Origin of the sequence: Actinomyces sp. S4-C9 (genome assembly GCF_000758775.1) — a bacterium.
Lineage (GTDB): Bacteria > Actinomycetota > Actinomycetes > Actinomycetales > Actinomycetaceae > Gleimia > Gleimia europaea.
The window spans coordinates 19,258-41,789 of the sequence record NZ_JRMU01000008.1 but is presented as its reverse complement, the minus strand read 5'-3'; the positions used below and the strand labels follow the sequence as shown (position 1 = coordinate 41,789).

The following is a 22,532-nucleotide window of genomic DNA, read 5'->3' as shown; positions in this document are numbered from 1 at the left end:
ATGGAAGAAACTTGGAACACCGATACCGTGGTTGCAGATAGCAACACCACAACTGCAACTGTTGCAGTGCCAACCTCGTCGAGGTTGAAGACGTTCTCGGCAGACGCAGTGACTATTACTGTTCGTGGCCGCCTCGGATCGCACATTGATCTGAAAACCCTGCCGTCAGGATCAAAGCTGGCGAGGGCGCGTATGGCCGTAACCAGACGCGGGCGTGATGATGCCGGCAACTGGCACGATGCGTCTACGGCCTGGTACACGGTCAAAATGTGGGGCCAGCTGGCCGAGAACGCGGCCCAGTCTTTACAAAAGGGACAGCCGGTGATTGTAACTGGCCGGCTCGAAGTCAACGAGTGGACCAACCCACAGAGTAGGAGCAGAGGGACAGAGCTGGTCATAACCGCTACGACTATCGGACACGACCTCGGGTATGGTACCGCCGCATACAGCCGTCCCGTGAAGGAACTAGCTACCCGCTAAACCGTGAAAATCCGCCGGCCCGCGTTGGATCGGGCCGGCGGTTCACGTACACTAGGCTCGACTAAGCCTAGTTAAACGTGAAGGTATGGCATGGCTGAATACATCTACCAAATGATTCGTGCGCGCAAGACGCACGGAGACAAAGTAATTCTTGACGACGTGACGATGGCGTTCTTCCCGGGCGCTAAGATCGGCATGGTTGGCCCCAACGGTGCCGGCAAATCCTCGATTTTGAAAATCATGGCGGGCCTGGACGAGCCGTCAAACGGTGAAGCCCGTCTTTCACCCGGATACACGGTTGGTATCTTACAGCAGGAGCCCCCGCTGGATGAGGACAAAACTGTTCTTGAAAACGTGGAGCTTGGTGTTGGCGATACGGTAGCGAAACTGAAGCGCTACAACGAGGTCTCGGAAGAGATGGCTAATCCGGATGCGGATTTTGATGCCCTCATGGAAGAGATGGGCAAGCTACAAACCGAGATCGACGCGGTGAATGGTTGGGATCTTGAATCGCAGCTCAACCAGGCAATGGATGCGCTCCGTTGCCCGCCGCCAGACACGCCCGTGAATGTACTGTCCGGTGGTGAGCGTCGCCGCGTGGCGCTGTGCCGTCTACTTCTCGAGGCGCCGGACCTGCTCCTGCTGGACGAGCCTACTAACCACCTTGACGCTGAGTCCGTACTGTGGTTGGAACAGCACCTGGCGTCCTATCAGGGTGCGGTTATTGCAGTGACTCACGACCGCTACTTCCTAGATCATGTGGCCCAGTGGATTGCTGAGGTTGACCGTGGGCGTTTGTACCCGTACGAGGGTAACTACACCACCTACCTCGAAACGAAGAAGGAACGTCTTCAGATTCAGGGTAAGAAGGACGCCAAGCTTGCGAAGCGTTTGAAGGACGAGCTCGAGTGGGTTCGCACTTCTGCAAAGGGGAGGCAGGCTAAGCAAAAGGCCCGTTTGGCTCGCTATGAAGAGATGGCTGAAGAGGCCGAGCGCACCCGCAAACTGGACTTTGAAGAGATCCAGATTCCGCCGGGCCCGCGCCTCGGTAACGTCGTTATCGACGCTTCGAACCTGCAAAAGGGCTTCGGGGATCGCAAGCTTATTGACGGCCTGTCATTCTCGCTACCGCGTAATGGCATCGTTGGTGTGATTGGCCCCAACGGTGTTGGTAAGACCACGCTGTTCAAGACGATCGTTGGTCTTGAACCACTCGATGGTGGCGATCTGAAGATCGGCGAGACGGTCAAGATTTCTTACGTGGATCAAACCCGCGCAGGCATTGACCCGAACAAGACGCTGTGGGAAGTCGTGTCTGATGGCCTCGACTACTTGGAGGTTGGCAACGTTGAGGTTCCCTCACGCGCATACGTGTCCGCGTTCGGATTCAAGGGCGCCGACCAGCAAAAGCTCGCGGGCGTGCTTTCCGGTGGTGAGCGCAACCGTCTGAACCTGGCGCTAACGCTCAAACAGGGCGGCAACTTGCTTCTATTGGACGAGCCAACTAACGACCTTGACGTTGAAACCTTGGCGTCCCTAGAAAACGCTCTCCTGGAGTTCCCCGGCTGTGCTGTTGTGGTCACTCACGACCGTTGGTTCCTTGACCGCGTGGCCAGCCACATTCTTGCCTGGGAAGGCACCGAAGAGAACCCCGCAAACTGGTACTGGTTTGAAGGTAACTTCGAAGCTTACGAGAAGAACAAGATTGAGCGCCTCGGCCCAGAAGCCGCGCGCCCACACTGCGTAACGCACCGTCGCCTAACCCGCGACTAAACGGTTTCGCCCCCGCGCGGCGCTAACCTACATCAAGTAGATATAGTTTTGGCCCGGATGTTTCAAACATCCGGGCCAAAACCTTATCTGTAGCTAGTTCAGCTAGATGAGCCTACGCCTGCTTGCGGCGAAGCGCTAGCATCGTGCCACCTGCGAGCAGAAGGGCAAGTGCGCCAGCAGCCGTACCAAACATAGATACACCTGTCTTAGCCAGTGGTTTGTTTACACCCGTGTTGCACTTGTCGTTCATCATTGCGGTCCAAGACCATTCGGTCTTAGCGTTTGGTGCGAACGTGAAGCCACCTACCGGCTCAGCCTTGACGATGATCGTCTTGCCGTAGGGGTAGACGAACTTGCCCTCGGCGTTAGCCTTGAGTTCCTTGCCGTCCACGGTAACCGTGTATTTCACGCCCTCCATGTCCTTAACCGTTGCGTACGGCTTTACCGTGCATGAGGCCGGATCGGAGGCAGACGGATTGATGAACTCCGGCGCAGCCGGGGTCAAAACCATGCCCTCACCGGGCTCTTCAGCAGCCGGACCACAGTCTACCGTTAGGGTCAGGCCTGAGGCTTCCGAGATGAGCTCTGGAGTATCAGCGCTCTGTTCATCGGCGGTGCCGGCCTTAACCGTTAGCGGCAGGTTTACGGTTCCCGAGCGGTCCTCGCAAACCCCCGTGACGCTGAACTCAATCGGAGCGTCCGTGTAGCCAACGCCGTCAGCAGTTACGATTGCGTTCGCGTTCGCTGCATTTGCGTCTTCCAGCGTGTTGTTGACCGCGCCGGTTGCCACGTTCTTGCCATCAACATAAAGCGTGACGTTCTTCGGCGCTGCTTCGCCCGGTCCGGAGAACGAGAGACCGCGTAGTGCCAGCGTGCCGGAGACAACCGGCTTGCCGTCTACACTCTCTTCACTCTGAGTTAGCGTGGCGCCAACGGAGGAAACTGCTGCGCGAGGAGCAACCTTCGGGTTATCTTCTAGGTACTTTTGGATCCACTCGCGGTCCAAACCATCCGGGATGGTGGTCAGCGTTGCCTTGATCGAGTCTTCTTTAAGGACGTCAAACGAGTCGCCACCTGCGAGGAGGAAGGTTACCGAACCTACCGAGTAGGTAGCCTGCGGATCAATCGGCTGGCCATCGAGCAGGATCGAAGTAATACGATCGCCCATCGGGCGAGCTGGATCGTACGTGTACTTCACGTTTTCAGACAGGCCGAGCTTCAGCATGGGACGCGTGGAGTTTTCGCCAATTTCTTTCCACTGCTGTTCAAGCAGCGTCTTGAACTGTGCTCCGGTCATCTCAACGTAGCCAACTTCGTTGGAGAACGGCGCTACCGCAAAAACGTCGCCAACGGTGAGCTTGCCGTCCTTTGGAACGAGGTCTGCGCGCAGGCCACCAGCGTTGATGATGCCAATGTCGATCGGCTTGCCATCAAGCTTGGTGAAGGAACCCTTCATCGCGTCAGCAACAATGCTACCCAGGGTGGATTCGGTACCACGGTTTTCACCGGATCCCTGCTTGCCGCGGTAGAACGCGCTGTCGGTTTCCAAAACGACCTTCTCCTTGGCTTCCTTAGCCTTGGTTACGGCCTCGTCCACAACGCCCTTCACGTCGGCGTCTTCACCACAAGCTACAAGGTCAGATGCGGGGATCTGGACAGCCTCGGCTTCTACGATCTTCTTCTCAACCTTGTCGTACTTCACCTCAACGTTTGCGAGGTTATCCGTGAAGCTACCCGACGCGGTGGTAGCAACGATCGGCTTACCGTCCTTGTTCGTAAGAGCCTTATCGCCAGAGAAGTAGTACGGCTTGTGCGTATCGCCACCCATGAGGATGTCAACATCACTGGAGAGGCGCGGGGCGGAGATCAGAACGTCGTTGTCGTACAGTGCAACGACGATGTCGGCCTCACCGTTCCCCTCTTGACCGTCCTTGAGGATTGCAGCGTACTTGTTTACCGTCTCAGCTGCTGGCAGGAAGTTAACTTCGTCAAAAGTGCCGGGAGCTACCTTAGTGGGCGCATCCTCTTCAATGGCGGCGATGAAGCCTACCTTAACTCCAGAGGGGGACTCCCAGATCTTAAACGGATCAAACAGGGTTTCACCGGTGGCCTTGGAAACAATGTTGGCGGCTAGGTAGGGGAACCCGATCTGGGTGTAGCCGTCCTTGCCTTCCACGCGCTTCATGAGCACGTCGAGGCCCTTATCAAACTCGTGGTTGCCAATGGCTGAAGCGAAAACAATCGAATGGTTCAGGGCTTCAATGGTTGGATTGTCATCTTGTGAGCCCGAAGTGAACGGGGAAGCCCCGATGTTGTCGCCAAGAAGCGTAAACACGGAATTATTGTTTGCCTCCCATGCGTTCTTCACGTAGCAAGCGGTGGAAGCCAGACCGGCCTCGGTCACCTTGCCCTTGTATTCGGACTTTTCAATATGGCCGTGAATGTCGGTCATATTGAAAAGGTTCATGGTGACAACGTCACCTTCCGCGCCGCCTCCAGATTCGCTTACGGGATCCTCAGCAAATGCGGCGAGTGGAGAGACAACTAGCGCGGCGGTGGCGATTGCGCCTGCGACTAGGGTCTTCGCAGATCTCCTCATTAAAACTTCTCCTTTTGGGATGAAACGCAAAATTCTTGCACTTCATTCTAAGGGGCAGAGGAAACCGGCGTACAGAAAATAGAAGTTTGGACGCGCAAACTTCGTTGCTCGTTTACTGTAGGGAAACGCTTACGAAACGGGTGGGACTTCAAACCCCCAGCTCGAGGGCGCGCTGCCTTCTTCGGGAATGCGGAGCATTGCCTCTTGCATGGCCTCAGCAACGAGCTCGCCGCTCTCGGTAAACACGCGCACGTGTCCGGTGGCGCGCGCACCGTTTGCGGACGGGGATTCTTGGTCGTAAAGCAGCCACTGGTTGATGTCGAAATCTTGGTGGAACCACATGGCGTGGTCGAGGCTGGCCAGGGCAAGACCGGGCGTGAGCCACGATAGGCCGTGGGTGCGCAGCGCGGGTTCCATCATGACTTGGTCGATGACGTATGCCAGCAGAGCACGCGAGGTCAGGGGAGTGGCACCAGTTATTTCAGCGCGCGGTTTCATCCATAGCTGCTGACAGCGGCTCTTGTTTGGTGAGGCATTAATGTACAGGTTTTCTTGCACATGACGCACGTCAAACGCGGCGGTTTTACCCAGGAACTTGCCTACGGGGTGGTTGAGGGAGCGGAAGTATTCGAGAGCGGAGATGAGCTCTTCCGGGCCGGGAACATCCGGGATTTGCGAGGAGTGTTCAACGCCGGATTGGCGTAGCTGAAAACTGACCATGAGGGTGAGTAGGTCGCGCCCGTCTTGCGTGGCGCTCACCTGCCTGGAGGTGAATGAGCGCCCGTCATGGGTGCGCGCCACATCGAAACTGATCGGGCGGGCTGGATCGCCGCCGCGCAGGAAGTACGCGTGTAGTGAGTGGGGTGGTCGCTCGTTGTTATCTTCGATTGTTGCGGCCGCGGCCAACAGGGCCTGGGAGAGCACTTGCCCGCCGTACACTCGATTCATCTGCGGCAGTGAATCAGCTTCGAAGCGATCTTTATCGCCGCCGCGTAGCTGTAGAACTCGCAGAACGGAGGCGAGGGGTTCGCTGGTGATAGTGGGAACGCCAATCGGAGCAGTCATAGCCCTTATTCTTCCGTGAATCGACGCGGTCTGCACGTCGGCTGGTACTTTTGCCACTTCCAATTTGTAATCTGAGACACTATTATGTGAGTCGGGTTACATGTGTGGAGGAATGAAAGTGACGATTGCAGAGAAACTCGTTGAAGGGCTCGGGGGCGCTCAAAATATTGAGGACCTTGAGTCTTGCATCGTGCGTATCCGCGCCATCGTTTCGGAGCCGGCACTTGTTAGTGAAGCCATCATTCGTGAGACCAGTCCGATAGGCGTTGTGTCGTCGGGCCGCTACGTACAGATTATTGTGGGACCGTCTTCTGATGGTCTCGTGGCTGAAATGAACGAGGCCATTAAAGCAACAGCGATTTGTTAGACGTTTCGCGCACTTACCTTCTCGAGGGGAGTAGGTGTGCAATAATTTTGGACCTGAGCGTTATCAGACTAAAATTGGTGTGATACCCACCGCACCGGGAGTTTTCAATGACGCAGCTTTCATTCGATGTAGCCAATATGGGCCGTTTGCAACACCTTGCTCAGCTAAATGGCGTATCTACTAGTTTTTGGGATTGGCACGGCAACTTGCTGGACGTGAGTGCAGAAACGTTGATTACAACGTTGCAGGTGCTGGGCGTGGGCATATCGGACGCTCCGGATGCGGCTGAGTTGGATCGCTGCATTGCGGGTTTTGAAGACGACAAGTGGCTGACGGTTTTGCCGCCCACCACCGTGCTGCGCGGCGGAAATTATGGCGAGCTACTGGTGCACGTTCCCGATGGGGAGAGCGTAAGTGTTTCGGTGGCATTTGAGGACGGCTCGGTGTGCGAGCTTCGCCAGGTGGACAACTGGGATCCTCCTCGTGAAGTGAATGGAGCTATGCGGGGCCGGGCGGCGTTTGCTCTGGAGACGGATTTCCCGCTGGGCTATCACAAGCTTTACGCGCATCTAGGTAGTGGTGAAGAGGCCGAATCTCACCTCATTGTGGTTCCGAGCGCGCTCAATCTGGATGAGAAGCTCGCGGGTAAGAAGTGGGGCATTTCCAGCCAGCTGTACTCGGTTCGAGCTAACGATAGTTGGGGCATGGGTGATGCTCGGGTTTTGGCGGCCATGAACCGCACGTTTGCGCAGATTGGCGCGGACTTCCACTTGATTAACCCGTTACACGCGTCGGCTCCGGTGGTGCCGATTGAGGCCTCCCCGTATCTGCCGGTTACTCGCCAGTTCATTTCCCCTCTTTACATTGCACCGCGCCTGGTTGCTGAGTATGCGGATCTTACCGATACCGCGAAGGCGTATGTGGAGGAGCTCAACGAGGCCTCGCGCACGGAAGATTCGGACCACATTGGTCTGATTGATCGGGACTCGTCGTGGTCGGCAAAGGTGCGGGCGCTGTGGGAGATCTTCACAATTGGGCGCAGCGCGCAGCGTGAGGCTGAGTTCAACAATTTCATTGCTGAGGGCGGTCCGGCGCTGTACAAGTTTGCCGTGTGGTGTGCGCTGGTGGAGCGTTACGGGTTGCATTTGCCCGAGAAGTACGCGGATTCAGATTCTCTTGCGGTTGCCGCGTATGCGGAGGCGAACAACAAGCAGGTGCGCTTCCACATGTGGATGCAGTGGATTGCTCGAAATCAGCTGGATAATGCGCAGGAGGTCGCTCTTGGTGATGGCATGAGTGTGGGCATCATGTCGGACCTCGCGGTTGGCGTGCACCCGTATGGTTCGGAAACATGGTCGCAACCCGAATTGTTTGCGCGCGGCATGACGGTTGGTGCGCCGCCGGACATGTATTCCCAGCTTGGCCAGGATTGGTCGCAGCCACCGTGGAATCCGCGCTCGCTTGCGCAGGCTGGATATGAGCCGTTGCGCCTGATGATTCGCGCGGCCGCACGGTTCTCTGGCGCGATCCGTATCGATCACATTTTGGGCCTGTTCCGCCTGTGGTGGATTCCTAACGGTAAGACCGCGAATTTTGGCACGTACGTGAATTACGATCATGAGGCGATGGTTGGCGTCCTCCTGCTGGAGGCCTACCGGAATAACTCGATCGTGATTGGAGAGGACCTGGGCACGGTCGAACCGTGGGTTCGTGGGTACTTGAATGATCGCGGAGTGCTCGGCACCTCAATCCTGTGGTTTGAGCGTGAGGATGACGGTTCGCCGCGTCGTCCGGAGAACTATCGCCGTGACGTTCTCGCTGCGGTAAATACGCATGATTTGCCGCCAACCGCGGGATATTTGGAGGGTATCCAAACATCGATCCGCGAGGAGCTTGGGCTTCTTGTGGAGCCGGTGGAAGTGGTGCGTGCAGCTGATAGTGCGGAGCTGGAAATGTTCACCTCGCGCATGATCGAGTACGGCCTGCTAGATGAGGAGCATCGCTACGAGGAGCAGCCCCTGATCGATGCGTTGCATCGCTATATTGCTATGACGCCATCGCGCCTGCTGGTGGTGTCGTTAGTTGATATTGTGCGCGAGCGCCGCCCGCAGAACTTCCCGGGCACGAGCACGCAGTATCCGAACTGGCAGATTCCGTTGGGGGATGAGAGCGGCCGGGAGATCCTGGTGGAGCAGCTAACGCCCGCCGCGCTGGTTCGGTTCGCGGATGTAATGAATGAGGCTGTCCATAGCTGAGTTTGATTAGTTTCTGAATTGTTTGATCCCACGCAGTGCGTGGGATCAAACAATTTGCCAGAGCCTAAAGCGGGTCTTGGGTCGCTTTAGGCGCGGTTAGTTGCCGCTATCCGCTCTTGACGGTGTAAAGGTGATCCTCCCGGGCGATACTGTTGCCGGGTGAGGTGTGCATGGTCAGCATTTCTGCGGGCAGGTCGCATGCAATGACGGATACGGAAGTGGACAGGCCGGCTTCTTTTGTAACGGCGGAGTCCCACCTGACAATGGCTTCGCCCTTGTGAACGGTATCGCCTTCGGCTTTTAGAACTTCGAAGCCTTTGCCGCGCAACTTGACGGTGTCGATGCCAAGGTGCACGAGGATTCCAATGCCGGAGGGGCAAAACACGATGAAGGCGTGCGGGTGGACTTTGAGGAGCTTGCCATCAGTGGGGCACACCACGTCGTGCCAGCGTTCCTCCACAGGGGCTACGGCTATGCCTGATCCAACGATACCCTGGGCGAGGACGGGGTCATCGACGTCCTCGAGTGCGATTATGGTTCCGCTTAGGGGCGAGCAGACTTCCAGCATTACTGCAGGCGTTCGATTTCGTCGGCGATCTCGTCGGCTTCTGGACCCACTACTACCTGTACGACGGTTCCAACTTTGACCACTCCGAAAGCGCCCGCAGATTTGAGGGCGTCATCGTTTACCAGGGCGCGGTCGCGAACCTGTACGCGTAGGCGCGTGATGCAGGCTTCGAAAAATTCGATGTTTTCTTTCCCGCCAAGACCGGCAACGATGGCTTCAGCCTGAGTCGCGTGTTGGTCGCTCATTTCCACTCCTATGCTTTGGGTCTCTATTTAGGATACTACGCGTCACCTTGATGGATCGCTTGATTGACGGGCGCGGTACAAAGCGGGCCCGCTTGATTGAGCGGGCCCGCGGTTGTCAGTGTTTACCTGGTGTCACAGTTCTTGGATGGCGACGGCTCGTTGCGCCTCCGAAATGCTTTCGGAGAGTAGGCGGACGAGGCCGGCGGGCGCGTCCTTGTGCTCTTCAAGCCACTGTTGGCCAATGGCTACGACATCTACATCGTCGAGGCGGCCAGCAAGCGGCGTGGGGAAGCCCAGTGCCATGATGGACTGCGCGGTGTGCGGCGTGTTGGTGTTCCACACGTCCAGGGCGGTGTCGAAGAACTTCTTGGCTCCCGCTGCGAACAGCTCAGGCTTTGTGGAAGCTCCGGCCCAGTATCCGCGGCCTGCGGCGATGCGCATGTCGTTGGAGAGGTCGGGGTTGTACATGAAGTTTTCAAACGCGGCGTCCTTGACGGCCTGGTCCGTTTTGGCGGCGCGGGCTTGGGTGGCCTTTTGCTCGCCGGTCATGGTGGCGTCTTCGGCCAGCATTTGGTCAATCTGGGCGTCCCCAGCAATACCGGCAGTAACGGAGGCGGTGAGGAATGCCCAACGTAGCTCAACGTCTAGGTCGAGTCCTACTAGAGTGTCTTCGCTGGCCCGCAGGCGCTCGATTGCTTCGCTCTGCTCTTGGGTTGTTGCGCGCCGGGCAGCGGCGAAGGCAAGGAGCCTCTGCTGGTCCGAGCCAGACGAGGCGGCGCGCAGAAGCAACAGCAGCCTGTCTGCGACGCGTTCCAAAACCTCGCGGCGCTCCTTGTTTGACGTGTAGTAGGCGGCTGCGGTGTCCAGTTGGCGAAGCCATAGGCCCATAACGGTGATGTCTTGTTCAACGGGTAGGGCAGCCATTACCAGGTCAATAAACGTGCGGGCCGGCATTTGTGCGTCGCGAACCATGTCCCAAGCGGAGGCGATAATGATCGATCTCGTCAGGGAATCTTCAAACTTGTCGATGTTCGCGGTTGCGAACTGCAGGGAATCTTCATCCATGCGAATCTTTGCGTAAGCGAGGTCGCCATCATTCACCAGGATCAGCGCCGGGCGCTTGATTCCGCGAGCACTTTCGACGATGGTGCGTTCGCCTGCAACGTCGAGTTCTTCGTGGAACGTGCGTTCAATACGGCCATCCACGAGGTCGTAGCCGGCAACTGCCAGACGGTGTGGGCGCAGGGAGGAGCCGGGGGTGAAGGTTTCTTGCACAACGGCAAGTTCGCCCAAGGTGCCGTCATCGTTCAAGTTGAAGTCAGGGCGAAGTAGGGTGACGCCGGCTTCTTCCAGCCAGACTTTAGACCAGGCGTCAAGGTCGCGCCCCGAAGCGGCTTCAAGCTCACCCATGAGGTCGGGCAGGGTGGTGTTTTGCCACGCGTGCTTCTCAAAGTATTTGCCGAGAGCGGCAAAGAAGTTGTCGCGGCCAACATATGACACCAGCTGGCGAAGTACGGCCGCACCCTTGGCATAGGTGATGCCGTCGAAGTTTACTTCCACATCTGCAAGGTCGCGGATGGGAGCGACGATGGGGTGCGTGGTGGGCATTTGGTCTTGTCTCATGCCCCAGTCTTTGCGGGCCATGAAGCCGATCCACGCGTTCTTCCATTCCTCGGTGCCTTCGGCTAGGCACAGGTGGGACATGAACTCGGCGAAGGACTCGTTGAGCCACAGGTCGTTCCACCAGCGCATGGTTACCAGGTCGCCAAACCACATGTGGGCAAGCTCGTGCAGGATCGTGTTGGCTAGGCCCTCGAGCTCGGCTGCGGTGGGCTTAGCGCGGAAGATGTACTGGTCGCGGAAGGTCACGCAGCCGGCGTTCTCCATGGCGCCCGCGTTGTATTCGGGTACGAAGATCTGGTCGTACTTGCGGAACGGGTAGGGGCGGCCATATTCCTTTTCGAAGAAGGCAAAGCCCTTACGGGTTACGTCCATCACCCAGTCGGCGTCAAGGTAGGACTCGAGGGACTGACGGCAATACACGCCGAGGGGGATTTCCCGCCCGTCGGTAGATACAAGCGATCCGGTTTTGCCAATGTACGGGCCGGCAATGATCGCGGTGATGTAGGAGGAGATTTGTTCCGTGGGGGTGAAGTCCCACCTCTTCAGTCCGTCCACGTCGCTGGGCGTAGGCGTGGGTGAGTTGGAGAACACTACCCAATCGGCGGGAGCGATCACGTGGAAGGTGAACTGCGCCTTCATATCGGGTTGTTCAAATACGGCAAAAACGCGGCGCGAGTCCGGTACTTCGAACTGGGAGTAGCAGTAGGACTTGCCGTCGGCCGGGTCGGTAAAGCGGTGTAAGCCCTCGCCGGTGTGCATGTAGCGGCATTTGGCTACCACGGTCACGCGGTTGCGGTCTTTTAGGCCGTCCAGGTGGATGCGCGAGTCTTGGAAGGCGGCGGTGTCTCTTTGCTCGCCATTTACTTCCAGCGAGTAGACCTCCTCGGCAATGAGGTCCAGGAACGTTTCGGCGCCTTCGCGCGCGTCGAAGTCCACCACCGTTTTGGAGGTGAAAGTCTCGTCGTTTTCAGCCAGGTTAAGTTCCACGTCGTAGTGGTAGACGGTTGCAATTTTTGATCTTTCTTCAGCTTCAGCGCGCGTCAGGTTTTGCCCTGGCATGTTGCCTCCTGTGTCCTGTTGGTTTGCAAAATCTGCGTGATGGATATTTATCACGTGTTCTACACAATTCTTACACTTTTTTACAAAATTTGCCCCGCTGAACAGGGGTATATGTTCAACGGGGCAAAATCTCGTGAGTCTCGAGCGCTCTATCCGTGTAAGTAGAAAGAGCGGGCGCGAGTCTGTTACCAGATTTCCACGCGTTCGCTGGGGTCGAGCCACATGCCGTCGCCAGGCTGGGTGTGGAACGTTTCGTGGAAGGCATCCACGTTACGCAGCACGCCGTTGCAGCGGAATTCCGAGGGGGAGTGCGGGTCGATGGCCAGCAGTTGCAACGCCCACTCGTCACGTGACTTGGAACGCCAAATGCGGGCCCAGGAGTAGAAGAACTGCTGGGCGGCGGTCAGGCCGCCGCGCTCCTCATCGGCTTCGGTACGTCCGGATTCTTCGAGGGCAATGTGGTAGGCCTTCCACGCGATGCCAAGGCCGCCAAGGTCACCGATGTTCTCACCGATTGTGAGCTTGCCGTTCACCTTGTGTGAGTCGTCAAGCTGCTCGGGGGAGAACGCGTCGTATTGGGCGATGAGGCTAGACGTGCGCTCTTCGAAAGCCTTGCGGTCTTGCTCTGTCCACCAATTGTTGAGTTTTCCTTCACCGTCATAGTGCGAGCCTTGATCGTCAAAACCGTGGCCGATCTCGTGGCCAATAACGGCGCCGATCGCTGCGAAGTTAACCGCGTCAGTCTCGCTTGGATCAAAGAACGGGTTTTGCAAAATGGCAGCGGGGAACACGATCTCGTTCATCGTGGGGTGGTAGTAGGCGTTGACCGTTTGCGGGGTCATGAACCATTCCTTCTTGTTGACCGGGCCAGACAGCTTGCCGGCCTCCTCGTCAACGTGGAACTGCGCAACCGCGCGCACGGACTCAACCAGGGTGGCGCCAGGCGTGAGCTTTGAGTAGTCCTTCCACTCGTCCGGGTAGCCAACCTTGGGGGTGAATCCAGCCAGCTTATCCAGAGCGCGCTCGCGGGTTTCTTCGCCCATCCACTCCAGTTGCGTAATGGAGCGACGGTAGGCCTCAAGCAGGTGCTCTACCAGCTTGTTCATCTGCTGCTTGTATTCGGGTGGGAAGTGTTTGGCAACGTACTTCTTGCCGAGCGCCTCACCCATGGCTCCTTCAACAAATGAAACGCCGCGCTTCCAACGGGGGCGCTGCTCGGTGGCGCCGGTGAGGAGGCGGTTAAACTCGAACCCGTTATCAACAAACGCCTTAGCAAGGTAGGCCGAACGCGCCTGGATGACCTTCGCGTAGGCCCACTTCTTCAGCGTTTCCAAGTCGGTGTCATTCCAGAGGGAGGGGATCGCCTCAACGTAGGAGGGCTGGCGCACGTTAACGGGCGTGTCACCGGCGGTGGGCAGGCCGGTGGCTTCCCACCAGGTGGCCCAGGGGTAGTTGCCCGAACTTTCAGCGAACTTACTGAAAGTGGTGGGGTTGTTGGACGCCACGGCGTCGCGAGTCTTCACATTGTCCCAGTGGTGGGATGCCACTTCGGTTTCGAACGCCAGCACGTCTGCGCCAAACGTTTCGCCCACAGCGCCCGCCCAGCCGTCAAACTGTGCGTCGGCGGCGATGATTTCACGGGCCTTATTCAGGTAGGTGACCAAACCTTGGCGAACGGTTTCATACTGATCTTCGCGGTAGTATGCCTCGTCGGGTAGCGAGATGCCGGCCTGGTAAGTGAACACCGTGTAGCGGGCCGGATCATTCATATCCGCGTCGATGATGGCCTCGAGGATTCCTCCAACGCCCGTGGTAGCAAGCTTGCCCATCGCGACGGCAAGCTCCGCGTGAGTTTCTGCCTGATCAATGAGGGCAAAGTCGCGGGCAAGCGGCTTTGCGCCGAGTGCCTCAACGGCCTCCTCATCCATGAACTGGCTGTAGAGGATGGCGAGCTTTTGCTCTTCCACGTCCGCACTGGCCGGGTCTAGGGCCTCGACGATGGTGTGAATATGCTCCTCAGCTTCGTCACGCAGCTTGTAAAACGCGCCATCGCTGGGACGGTCGGAAGGAATCTCATGTTCCTTCAGCCACGTTCCATTTGCGTGACGGTAGAAGTCTTCGGTCGGTTTAACGGACTGATCCATGATCTTCGGATCAGTCAGTGAGTCTGAATAAGAATTTGCCATGCCTCAACTGTAACGAAAGTGGGCGGCTCATGAATTCTGGCTCTGCCATCCCCTTTGCCTGCCCGTGTTGAACTGGCGAGGATTCGACGCATCAGCACATGAATCCAAACTCAGGCTCGCGGTTGAGTAATCAGATAAATAAAGCGATGTTCGAAGCCAGTGACTAAATTTGAAACCGGAAAAGAGCACACGTCTTTGAGGAGGCCACGATGGGTAGCAAACTTGCGATCGTTACGGGCGCGTCAACCGGCATTGGGCGCGCAACGGCAGTGAAATTGGCCGGCCAAGGTTGGAAAGTCATTGCGGTGGCTCGACGTGAAGAAAGGCTCCGTGAACTCGCCGAACAGACCGGGTGCTACACGTTCACCGCAGACCTAACGAGTGAAAAACGCATTCAAGAACTCGTTAAGTACGCTGCAACAATCGGGCATGTAGACGCTCTTGTAAACGTTGCGGGTGGCGCTCGCGGTGTGGACGCTGTGGCAGATGCCCAGATTGACCGTTGGAAAGCGATGTATGAGATCAACGTGGTTACTGCGCTTCGTATGACGCGGGCGTTTTTACCGCAGATGCGTAAGAGTGGGGGAACGCTCGTGTTTGTGACATCGACGGCTGCGCATGACACGTATCCGGGCGGAGGAGGATATGTTGCCGCTAAGCACGCGGAGCGCATGATCCCGCTTACGCTACGTCAGGAGCTGGTTGGAGAGCCGGTGCGGGTGATCGAGATTGCTCCTGGAATGGTGCGTACGGAGGAATTTTCGCTGAACCGGCTGGGCAGTCAAGAGGCTGCGGATGCGGTTTACGCGGGCGTGGAGAAGCCGCTGGTTGGCGAAGACGTGGCGGAGGCGATCGCCTGGACTATGAACCTGCCGGAGCACGTGAACATCGATTCCATGATTATCCGCCCGGTAGAGCAGGGGACTAACACCCTAACTCGCCGCATGGGTAGCGGTAGCGAGTGATCGCCGTCGTCTTTAAGGCCGATGGGCAAACTAATAGGTCCTCAGCAAAACGCTGAGGACCTAACTGTCGGGGTGGCGGGATTTGAACCCACGACCTTCCGCTCCCAAAGCGGACGCGCTACCAAGCTGCGCCACACCCCGTGCCAAGAGACAATCATAGCGGGTAACGGCCTGCATTTCACAACTCGGAGGTTTTCCGGTAACATTTCCATTTGTCGAAGCGGTGCATGCCGACTTCGCCGCGCGAGTGTAGCTCAATGGTAGAGCCTCTGCCTTCCAAGCAGATAGTGCGGGTTCGATTCCCGTCACTCGCTCCATTTTTGACGGACTGTTTCGTACAAGTCATTTCGGTTGCATTGACCTGCGCCTAGAAGCGTGTGGGCGTGACTGATGTTTAAATCAAAAGACGAATCAGCCATAGTAGGCTCACCACATTTAAACGTATGCCGGCTCATGTAATAATCGGGGGCGTGAATGATTGGCGCCAAGTGGTTATTGAGGGGCTTTCCGTTGCCCGCATGTACCCTTACATGGAGCGCTGTAGCGGTAACCGCAAGGCGGCCCTTAACCTTTACCGATGGCATGGAGAATTAACTGCCGCTGTGCAAACCGTCCTCGGAAACACTGAAGTGGTTTTGCGTAACGCTATTGACCAGGAGTTACAAGCCTGGAACCAGGCGCAAATCCCAGGAACAGACAGTTGGCTGCTACAAGAACCTGCCGCGCCGTTGCGATCCTTGAGCGCTGCTAAGCGTAAAGATGCCTTGCGAAGAGCTAAGGCCCAAGCAGCGAGCAGGCCAGTAGAGCATCACCGTTATTGTCAAGAAGTTACGCACGACGATGTGCTAGCTCAGATCATGTTTGGTATGTGGCGAGACCTGCTTCCTAATCATTTACCGGGGGCTAATCCTGAGCTTCGAGCTAATATCAATCGGGCACGTATATGGAACGAGGCATTGTGTTGCGCGTTTCCGCACGTAGACGATGTAAACGGAGAAATAACATTTTGGCGGGTAGCTCATTTGCATCGACTACGAAACCGGGTATCCCATGTAGAACCATTGCTAAACGTGGACGTGAATACCCAGATTCAAGAAGCTTTTGATCTTGTTGCTTCTATAAATCCTGTGGTGGCAGATTGGCTTACAGGTATATCCCAAGTTAGCGCCGTAATAGCCCGTAGGCCGGCAATGAAATGAAAAGAGAGCCTAGCGGCGCTTACGTCCGCTAGACCCCCTCTAAGACATGATGGGAGACCTTGTTCCCACCTTCTGCGCCCCCTACCTTATCACAATGAGTAGAAGATTTAAGATCCCAATACCTATTGCACGGTTACGTCACGAATAATCCCGTATCGTTTCTAGAGGTTCGAGCCGGGCGAGTTTTGCCCCGGCGAAGTAGGGTTGCCCGGGTGGCCTCCCGGATTGTTATCCGCAGGGTTGGAGCGGGTTTTCTTGCGGGATCCGAACAGTTTCCAGATGCCCAGGCCAATGGCTGCAAGAATCGCGATTAGTACGACCGTCCGCAGGAGTGTTTCCGCGGGGTTCACGCCGCTTGCGCTGGGGCTGTTACGAACTGCGTCGTTTGTGCTTTCAGAGTCTTTCGCACCGATCTTCTGCCAGTGATCAGGGTCGTCGCCGGTTCCTAGCCAGCCTTCATCTTTAGCTTTTTGGGGGAGCCATTCCACGTAGTTTGGATCAATGCCGTAGTCGGCGCGATAGTGCGAAATGTAGCCCATGGTTTCATCGAGTGGGAATCCAGTGCAAAGGTCGCGCACAACATCCCATTCAGGGTCTGCGAGTTCAGATTCGGGGTAGAGGATGGGCTCGTCTGGATACTGCGCGGGGTCGTTGTTGATGAATGCTACCGGGTCTATGGTGCCGTAGCCGAGGTCGTTGGAATGTGTGCCTTTATTGCTAGCTGTTTGAGTTAGTGAGTGAACGAGCTGCTTGTAGGATGCATCCGGCCATTTTTGGTGGCCAAGAGCAAGCGTTCCCGCAACGATGGGGGCAGCGTAGCTGGTGCCGGCCCCGTTTTGTGTGATTGAACCGTCGTGTTCGCGCAGGATTAAGTTTTGGCCGGGCGCTGCTACGGTGTTTTCGCTACCGGACGCCGCCCAGTCGGTGACGGTGTTTCCGGGTGCTACCGCGGTGACGGTGACTACGCCGGGTGCGCCTGCTGATTCGGCGGTCACTGTCTTGTCGTTTCCGGCGCCGGTGATGAGGGCTTTCCCTCTCATTTGCAGGTAGGCGGAGAGGTAGGGGCCGGGCTGTATAGGACCCAGAATGGATAGGGAGAAGATGTCAGCTCCGCGGTCTTCAGCGTCTTTGAAGCGGCCACCTGACAGCACTTTGGAAGCGTCACATGCTTCGGGCCATGATGAGGAAGAGGGCGTTATGGCAGAAAAAGGTACTTCCATTACCAGTAGCTTCGCCTGAGGTGCTACGCCTTGGATGCGCCCCGTGCCGCCTTGCCCCACGATCATCGTTGCTACCTGCGTGCCGTGTGCTATGGAGTCTTGGTAGGTTCCACCGTCAAGGTCTACGAGGTTATTTTGTGCGGCATGTTCGCGTATGGGTAGGCACACGTCTGGTAGGGGGACCAGTTCGACGTTGGCGCCTTGCAGGTCTGGAGCGTTGAGGTCAACTCCGGTTTCGAAGATTGCGATGGTGACGCCTTTTCCGTCTACGCCTTGTTCGTGTAGCTGGTTGTAGCCAAGCTCTTGGTAATACCAGGAGGCCTCATCGGCAGTTGCAGCTGCCGGGAGGAGCGTCGTGGTTGCAAGCGCGGCGAGGGCAACGCCTGCTAACCATTTGGAGCGGCTATGTTCGCCGCGTTCCGTGTGTGCAGGCCTGGTGGTTCTTGAGGGCTTGAGGTGTTTGAGGTTCACGCTAGTTCCTCTCGCTTAGTTTTCTGTGAGTGATTTTCTGCGAAGCACAGGAATCGCGCAATATTTAAGCTGGGTTTTGAGACCTGCCTTTCTATGTAGGCACAGGTAAGGCCAGCCCGATTATCAGGCCGGCCTTAGGGTGGAAGCGATGCGATTACAAAGATCAGTCCGGGATTACCACTACTTTTACGCCGATGCGGTCGCGAAGCGCGTCGTAGGCGGAGTGGATGTCACTGAGTGCGAACTCGTGGGTCACAATCGCGTCCACGTCGATCACGCCGTCTTGAAGTAGCTCAATGGCTTTGGCTACGTCGCGGCGGCGAGCATTCGAACCGCCCGTGACTTGCAGCTCCTTGTAGTGAATGAGGTTTGGCTCCATCGTGGAGGTAGAGCCCTTCGGGAAGCCCGCGAAGTAGTTCACGCGGCCCCCGTCAGCAGCAATTTCGAGCGCCTGGTTGGCAAGTTCTGGCACGCCAATACAAACGATGACTACGTCAGCGCCGCGCCCTGCCGTCACGTCATTAACGGTTTCAACGAGGTCATCAGAATGAACCGCAGTGACGCCCAGCTTGGTGGCAATCTCGCGACGTCCCGCACCCCGGTTAGAAACAATCACGTTTGCCGCACCCGCGTGCTTAGCTAGTTGCGCGTGCAGCAGGCCAATGGGGCCAGCGCCCATGATGACCACGGTGTCGGCCTGGTTGATGCCGAAGTTAGCAATGCCGTTGAGGCAGCAGGAAACCGGCTCGGCCAGACACAGAGCCTTAGGGGAGAGCTCTTTTGTAACGGGGAAGAGGTTGCCGCATGCAACTACGTTGGCGGGAACGAGCATGTATTCTTGCAGGCCGCCGTCGTAGCCGTAGCCAAACAGTTCGAGGTTTTCGCAAAGATGCTCGCGGTCGTGCAAACAGTTGCGGCAGGCCCCGCAGGAAACGACGATCGAGACTGTGGCTTGTTGTCCTACTTTAAGGTGCGGGTAGTAGGCGTCTACGCCTTCGCCGATTTGGTGTACGCGGCCGGCGATTTCGTGGCCTGGAACAACGCCGGGGCGAACTCCCGCGGTTTTTGCACCGGTGTAGAGCCGGTAGTCAGTACCACAAAGGGTGTTCGCTTCAATCTTGAGAACTACCTCGCCGGGGCCGGCCACGGGAACGTCTTTTTCGGTTAGTTGTAGGTCTTGAGGGGCGTTGAGAACGGCAGCTCGCATTGATCTCTTCCTAACGTCTGGCGTGTTACTTACAACACAGTTTAGTATAAGGGGCGTCAGTAGTCATTCGAGGAGGAATACAGATGACACGTCTAGTTAATAACCCCGAGGAGTTCCCAGCCGAATCTATTGAGGGCTTTGCTGACGCGTTCAGCAACTGGGTTAAACCCGTCTATGGTGGCGTGGTGCGCAGTACTAAAACCCCGGATCGCAAGGTTGCCATCGTAGTTGGTGGAGGTAGCGGCCACTATCCCGCGTTTGCTGGTTGGGTTGGGCCGGGCATGGCTGATGGCGCTGTGGCGGGCAATATTTTCTCGTCCCCTTCGGGAGCCCAAGCGTATTCGGTGGCGAAGGCTGCCGAGCGTGGCGGCGGCGTACTGATCGGGTTTGGCAACTATGCGGGTGACGTCCTGCATTTCGGTCAAGCAGTTGAGCGTTTGCGTAGTGAGGGCATTGATGCTCGCACCCTGGTAGTTACAGATGATGTGGCTTCGGCTAGTGAAGAGGACCATCTGAAGCGTCGCGGTATTGCTGGCGACCTGCCCACGTTCAAGATCGCGGGCGCAGCGGCGGAGGCCGGCTTGGATATTGATGAGGTTGTGCGCGTTTTTGATAAGGCAAATGATCGCACGCGCTCGTTTGGCGTGGCGTTTAGTGGCTGCACGTTGCCGGGCGCGAAGGAGCCGTTGTTCCACCTGGAGCCGGGCCGTATGGGCGTTGGCATGGGTATTCACGGCGAGCCGGGTGTGCGTGAGGACGAGATTGGCACGTCGGATGAGATCGCACAGCTACTCGTTGACGGCTTGATTAAGGAGCGTCCGGAGGGCTCGGATAACCGCGTTGTAGCGATTGTGAACGGCCTGGGCGATACCAAGTATGAGGAGATGTTCGTCCTGTGGAGGGACATCGCCAAGCGTCTTCGCGCGGCCGGTCTTGAACTGGTTGGTAAGGAAGTTGGCGAGTTCGTGACCTCTCTCGATATGGCTGGCGTGTCGCTAACGCTGGTGTGGGTTGATGACGAACTGCTCAAGTTCTGGCAGGCGCCTGCGGATACGCCTGCTTTCCGGGTGGGCAATATGGCTCCGGCGGAGGTTGATGACCGTGAGCTGAATGTGACTGCGGAGGAGGTTCGCGTTGAGCAACCTGGCAGTGAGGAGTCGCAGAAGCTGGCTGGCGAGGTTGTAAGCGTTTTGGAGCGGATCGCTGATCTGCTTCATGAGAAGGAGCCGGAGCTGGGAAAGATCGACGCGGTTGCGGGCGATGGTGACCACGGTATTGGCATGGCTCGCGGGTCGAAGGCAGCTGTGGAGACGGCACGCCGTTTGGCTAGTGAAGGCGGTGGCGCGGCCACTGTGCTTGCGGGTGCGGGTGATTCTTGGTCCGCTTCTGCGGGCGGCACGTCGGGTGCCCTGTGGGGCGCGTTGCTGACGGCGTTTGGCCGCGTACTTGGCGACGAGGCTGGAGACGCGAATCTGGTGGACGCAACGGCTGCCGGCCTTGAAGCGGTGACTCGTTTGGGTGGCGCTCACGTGGGGGATAAGACGATGGTTGATGCGTTTGTTCCTGCCGTTGAGGCACTGCAGAACCAGGGCGATTGGCGCGCGGCTACGGATGCTGCCTGTAAGGGCGCTGAGTCCACTAAGGATTTGGTGGCGAAGGTTGGTCGGGCTCGCCCGCTGGGGGAGAAGAGCCTGGGAACGCCAGATGCTGGCGCAACCTCGCTGGCAATGATCTTCGAGGTAATCACCGAATACTTGGAAGGTTAAGCCCTTGAGGATGAACGGTCTGCCACGCCAGCCTGGGTGGCAGACCGTTCCTTTATTATTTCAAAACGCTCGATAAGAATCGGTTCGGAAATAGCAGAGGTTTGGTAGACGTTTAGACCGTAAACGGTAACAGTGCGTGTTGGGCGATTGCTGTTAGTATCTATTGACGAATCAGGGGATAATCTCAAAACCTTCCACTCCAGTTGTCGGGTAGTCCGAGGCTAGTGGGGTTTACAAGTGGGTTAGTTAAGAAATCGTTTCGGATTAGGCGTGTTACCTTTTCAGGCCAGCTTGTTCCCGGAGATGTAACTCGAATGAGACCGGACATGACAACGAGAACGCCAAAAATCTGCTCACTTTGTCCGGTGGGAAGTTCGTTAAACTTTGATTGTGTTCGCATCGCCGATGTGGGGGCTGGTGCGAAGGATTTATTCCACAACCGCGCATGGTGTGCACAGAAATTTCGAACGATAGTGAGCTGTTCCATCCAGCGTGCTAGTGGCGACTGAAGTTTAGCTTTGCGTTGCTGGTTTTTGGATAAAGAGCCCAGATCTATGACTATGCCTAGTTGCTCGGCGATACTGCATTGATCAGAGGACGGCAGGCCCTCATAGAGGCGGGATATATCTGCAAAATCGAGTACTTCGGCTAGCACCCAGAACGGGTATTGGCTGTCATAATTATCGCGGTAGTGTTTTATCGCTTCATTATTTCGACCAGCACGCTGCATACGCTTCTGCAGTATTGTCATCCAGCTTTTATGGTTGAACGTAGGTCGGAACCGTTCCGGATTAGCGTAGGCGAGAGGATCGGCAGCTATCAGAGCTTCTCCTAAGCGCGTTCGCATAGCAATTTCGATGCGTTCCATACCGTCGTGGACAAGTGCCCGCAATTTCCTGTCGGACTCATATAAAGCTATCGCATCAGTGAATCTGGTACCAGGAAGAAACGTGTCTTTCCGGCTACCACGAGAACTCAGCTCTCGGGCAGGATACCAGTAGGCTGATAGCCGGTAGTAGCTCACGTAGCTTAGCCATTGACTTGCAATGTCGGCCTCTACCTCCATGCCGCGTGAGCGCAACAACTCAATGTGCTGGGCAATGGTCTCTGGTTTCTTTATTTGCTTACCCAAGATGTCTGCTCCGACCCTGAGATAGAGATCCAGCCCACTCTCGACTGAAGTCGAGGTGGGCTGAACTATTACCTAGAGTATATATCCACGCCAGTTCTGAAGCCAGTCTTTTCGTAACGGTGCTAGCTTATGCGACAAAATCGTATGCCAAGCACGTACTGTTTGAAATCCCAACCATCTACAGACCCGCGTAGATCATTAGCAATACGCCAGATAGTCCGATGCAGCTCTTGTCTTTGAGCATCACTACCCACAACAAACTTCCAATACCACTAACCAGTTTTAACGCCGCAACCGACCACTTTCATTAGGATAACGGGGGAGTAGGACAAAGATTGTGCACAACATGCTG

Annotated in this window: 16 protein-coding genes, 2 tRNA genes and 1 pseudogene; 8 read left to right on the top strand and 11 right to left on the bottom strand. The window is 56.8% G+C overall.

The genetic code is table 11. The features are described 5' to 3' along the window. Nucleotides 1–480 (top strand): single-stranded DNA-binding protein, encoded by a 480-nt coding sequence (locus HMPREF1628_RS04180; protein WP_052038863.1) that lies wholly within the window; start codon nt 1–3, stop codon nt 478–480. A 90-nt stretch (nt 481–570) separates the two neighbouring features. Beyond that, entirely contained in the window at nt 571–2,253 is a 1,683-nt protein-coding gene (ettA, locus tag HMPREF1628_RS04175) for an energy-dependent translational throttle protein EttA (RefSeq protein ID WP_034508310.1), read from the top strand. A gap of 112 nt (nt 2,254–2,365) precedes the next feature. Here the strand turns inward: ettA and HMPREF1628_RS04170 are convergent, their stop codons facing one another. Further along, nucleotides 2,366–4,852 (bottom strand): bifunctional metallophosphatase/5'-nucleotidase, encoded by a 2,487-nt coding sequence (locus tag HMPREF1628_RS04170; protein WP_052038862.1) that lies wholly within the window; start codon nt 4,850–4,852, stop codon nt 2,366–2,368. Nucleotides 4,853–4,981: 129 nt separating this feature from the next. Continuing rightward, nucleotides 4,982–5,917 carry an acyl-CoA thioesterase gene (locus HMPREF1628_RS04165; protein ID WP_034508308.1) on the bottom strand — a complete coding sequence of 312 codons (936 nt, stop codon included), beginning with the start codon at nt 5,915–5,917 and terminating at the stop codon, nt 4,982–4,984. A gap of 118 nt (nt 5,918–6,035) precedes the next feature. Between HMPREF1628_RS04165 and HMPREF1628_RS04160 the strand changes: the two genes are divergently transcribed. Both HMPREF1628_RS04160 and malQ read left to right on the top strand, forming a co-directional pair. Further along, nucleotides 6,036–6,284, top strand: a complete 249-nt coding sequence (locus tag HMPREF1628_RS04160) for a PTS transporter subunit EIIB (RefSeq protein ID WP_052038867.1) — start codon at nt 6,036–6,038, stop codon at nt 6,282–6,284. 107 nt (nt 6,285–6,391) lie between these two features. Beyond that, on the top strand, nt 6,392–8,539 hold the full coding sequence (gene malQ, locus HMPREF1628_RS04155) for a 4-alpha-glucanotransferase (protein WP_052038861.1): 2,148 nt from the start codon (nt 6,392–6,394) through the stop codon (nt 8,537–8,539). A gap of 106 nt (nt 8,540–8,645) precedes the next feature. Here the strand turns inward: malQ and HMPREF1628_RS04150 are convergent, their stop codons facing one another. The 4 genes from HMPREF1628_RS04150 to HMPREF1628_RS04135 form a co-directional block, all read right to left on the bottom strand. Then, complete coding sequence (locus HMPREF1628_RS04150) at nt 8,646–9,107, bottom strand: PTS sugar transporter subunit IIA (protein WP_034508304.1); 462 nt, start codon at nt 9,105–9,107, stop codon at nt 8,646–8,648. Then, entirely contained in the window at nt 9,107–9,352 is a 246-nt protein-coding gene (locus tag HMPREF1628_RS04145; protein ID WP_034508301.1) for a glucose PTS transporter subunit EIIB, read from the bottom strand. Before HMPREF1628_RS04145 ends, HMPREF1628_RS04150 begins: the two co-directional genes overlap by 1 nt. A 132-nt stretch (nt 9,353–9,484) precedes the next feature. Continuing rightward, entirely contained in the window at nt 9,485–12,034 is a 2,550-nt protein-coding gene (gene pepN / locus HMPREF1628_RS04140; RefSeq protein ID WP_034508296.1) for an aminopeptidase N, read from the bottom strand. Between the two features lie 185 nt (nt 12,035–12,219). Next, the gene (locus HMPREF1628_RS04135; RefSeq protein WP_034508291.1) at nt 12,220–14,220 is read right to left on the bottom strand and encodes a M13 family metallopeptidase; all 2,001 of its coding nucleotides are present in this window, start codon (nt 14,218–14,220) and stop codon (nt 12,220–12,222) included. 209 nt (nt 14,221–14,429) lie between these two features. On the opposite strand from HMPREF1628_RS04135, the gene HMPREF1628_RS04130 reads away from it, so the two are divergent. After that, nucleotides 14,430–15,185, top strand: coding sequence for an SDR family oxidoreductase (locus tag HMPREF1628_RS04130; protein WP_034508289.1), 756 nt, complete (start codon nt 14,430–14,432; stop codon nt 15,183–15,185). A 67-nt stretch (nt 15,186–15,252) separates the two neighbouring features. Here the strand turns inward: HMPREF1628_RS04130 and HMPREF1628_RS04125 are convergent. After that, nucleotides 15,253–15,326 (bottom strand) — tRNA-Pro (locus HMPREF1628_RS04125). Nucleotides 15,327–15,428: 102 nt separating this feature from the next. Here HMPREF1628_RS04125 and HMPREF1628_RS04120 point away from each other — a divergent pair. Together HMPREF1628_RS04120 and HMPREF1628_RS04115 are read left to right on the top strand one after the other, a co-directional pair. Next, nucleotides 15,429–15,502: transfer RNA gene (locus HMPREF1628_RS04120), tRNA-Gly, on the top strand. A 126-nt stretch (nt 15,503–15,628) separates the two neighbouring features. After that, nucleotides 15,629–16,384, top strand: a complete 756-nt coding sequence (locus HMPREF1628_RS04115; RefSeq protein WP_034508286.1) for a hypothetical protein — start codon at nt 15,629–15,631, stop codon at nt 16,382–16,384. A gap of 161 nt (nt 16,385–16,545) precedes the next feature. Here HMPREF1628_RS04115 and HMPREF1628_RS04110 read toward each other — a convergent pair whose 3' ends face one another. Further along, entirely contained in the window at nt 16,546–18,075 is a 1,530-nt protein-coding gene (locus HMPREF1628_RS04110) for a S8 family peptidase (protein ID WP_034508283.1), read from the bottom strand. Nucleotides 18,076–18,238: 163 nt separating this feature from the next. Further along, entirely contained in the window at nt 18,239–19,282 is a 1,044-nt protein-coding gene (locus HMPREF1628_RS04105; protein ID WP_034508280.1) for a zinc-binding dehydrogenase, read from the bottom strand. A gap of 83 nt (nt 19,283–19,365) precedes the next feature. Here HMPREF1628_RS04105 and HMPREF1628_RS04100 point away from each other — a divergent pair, with 83 nt between their 5' ends. Further along, nucleotides 19,366–21,048: a dihydroxyacetone kinase family protein gene (locus tag HMPREF1628_RS04100; protein WP_034508278.1), complete on the top strand. Its 1,683-nt coding sequence runs from the start codon at nt 19,366–19,368 to the stop codon at nt 21,046–21,048. Nucleotides 21,049–21,232: 184 nt separating this feature from the next. On the opposite strand, the gene HMPREF1628_RS04095 is transcribed toward HMPREF1628_RS04100, so the two are convergent. Together HMPREF1628_RS04095 and HMPREF1628_RS09285 are read right to left on the bottom strand one after the other, a co-directional pair. Continuing rightward, nucleotides 21,233–22,180 (bottom strand): Abi family protein, encoded by a 948-nt coding sequence (locus tag HMPREF1628_RS04095; RefSeq protein WP_034508276.1) that lies wholly within the window; start codon nt 22,178–22,180, stop codon nt 21,233–21,235. 131 nt (nt 22,181–22,311) lie between these two features. Continuing rightward, nucleotides 22,312–22,434, bottom strand: a pseudogene (locus HMPREF1628_RS09285) (type I restriction-modification system subunit M N-terminal domain-containing protein); the annotation flags it as partial. Nucleotides 22,435–22,532: the final 98 nt, after the last annotated feature.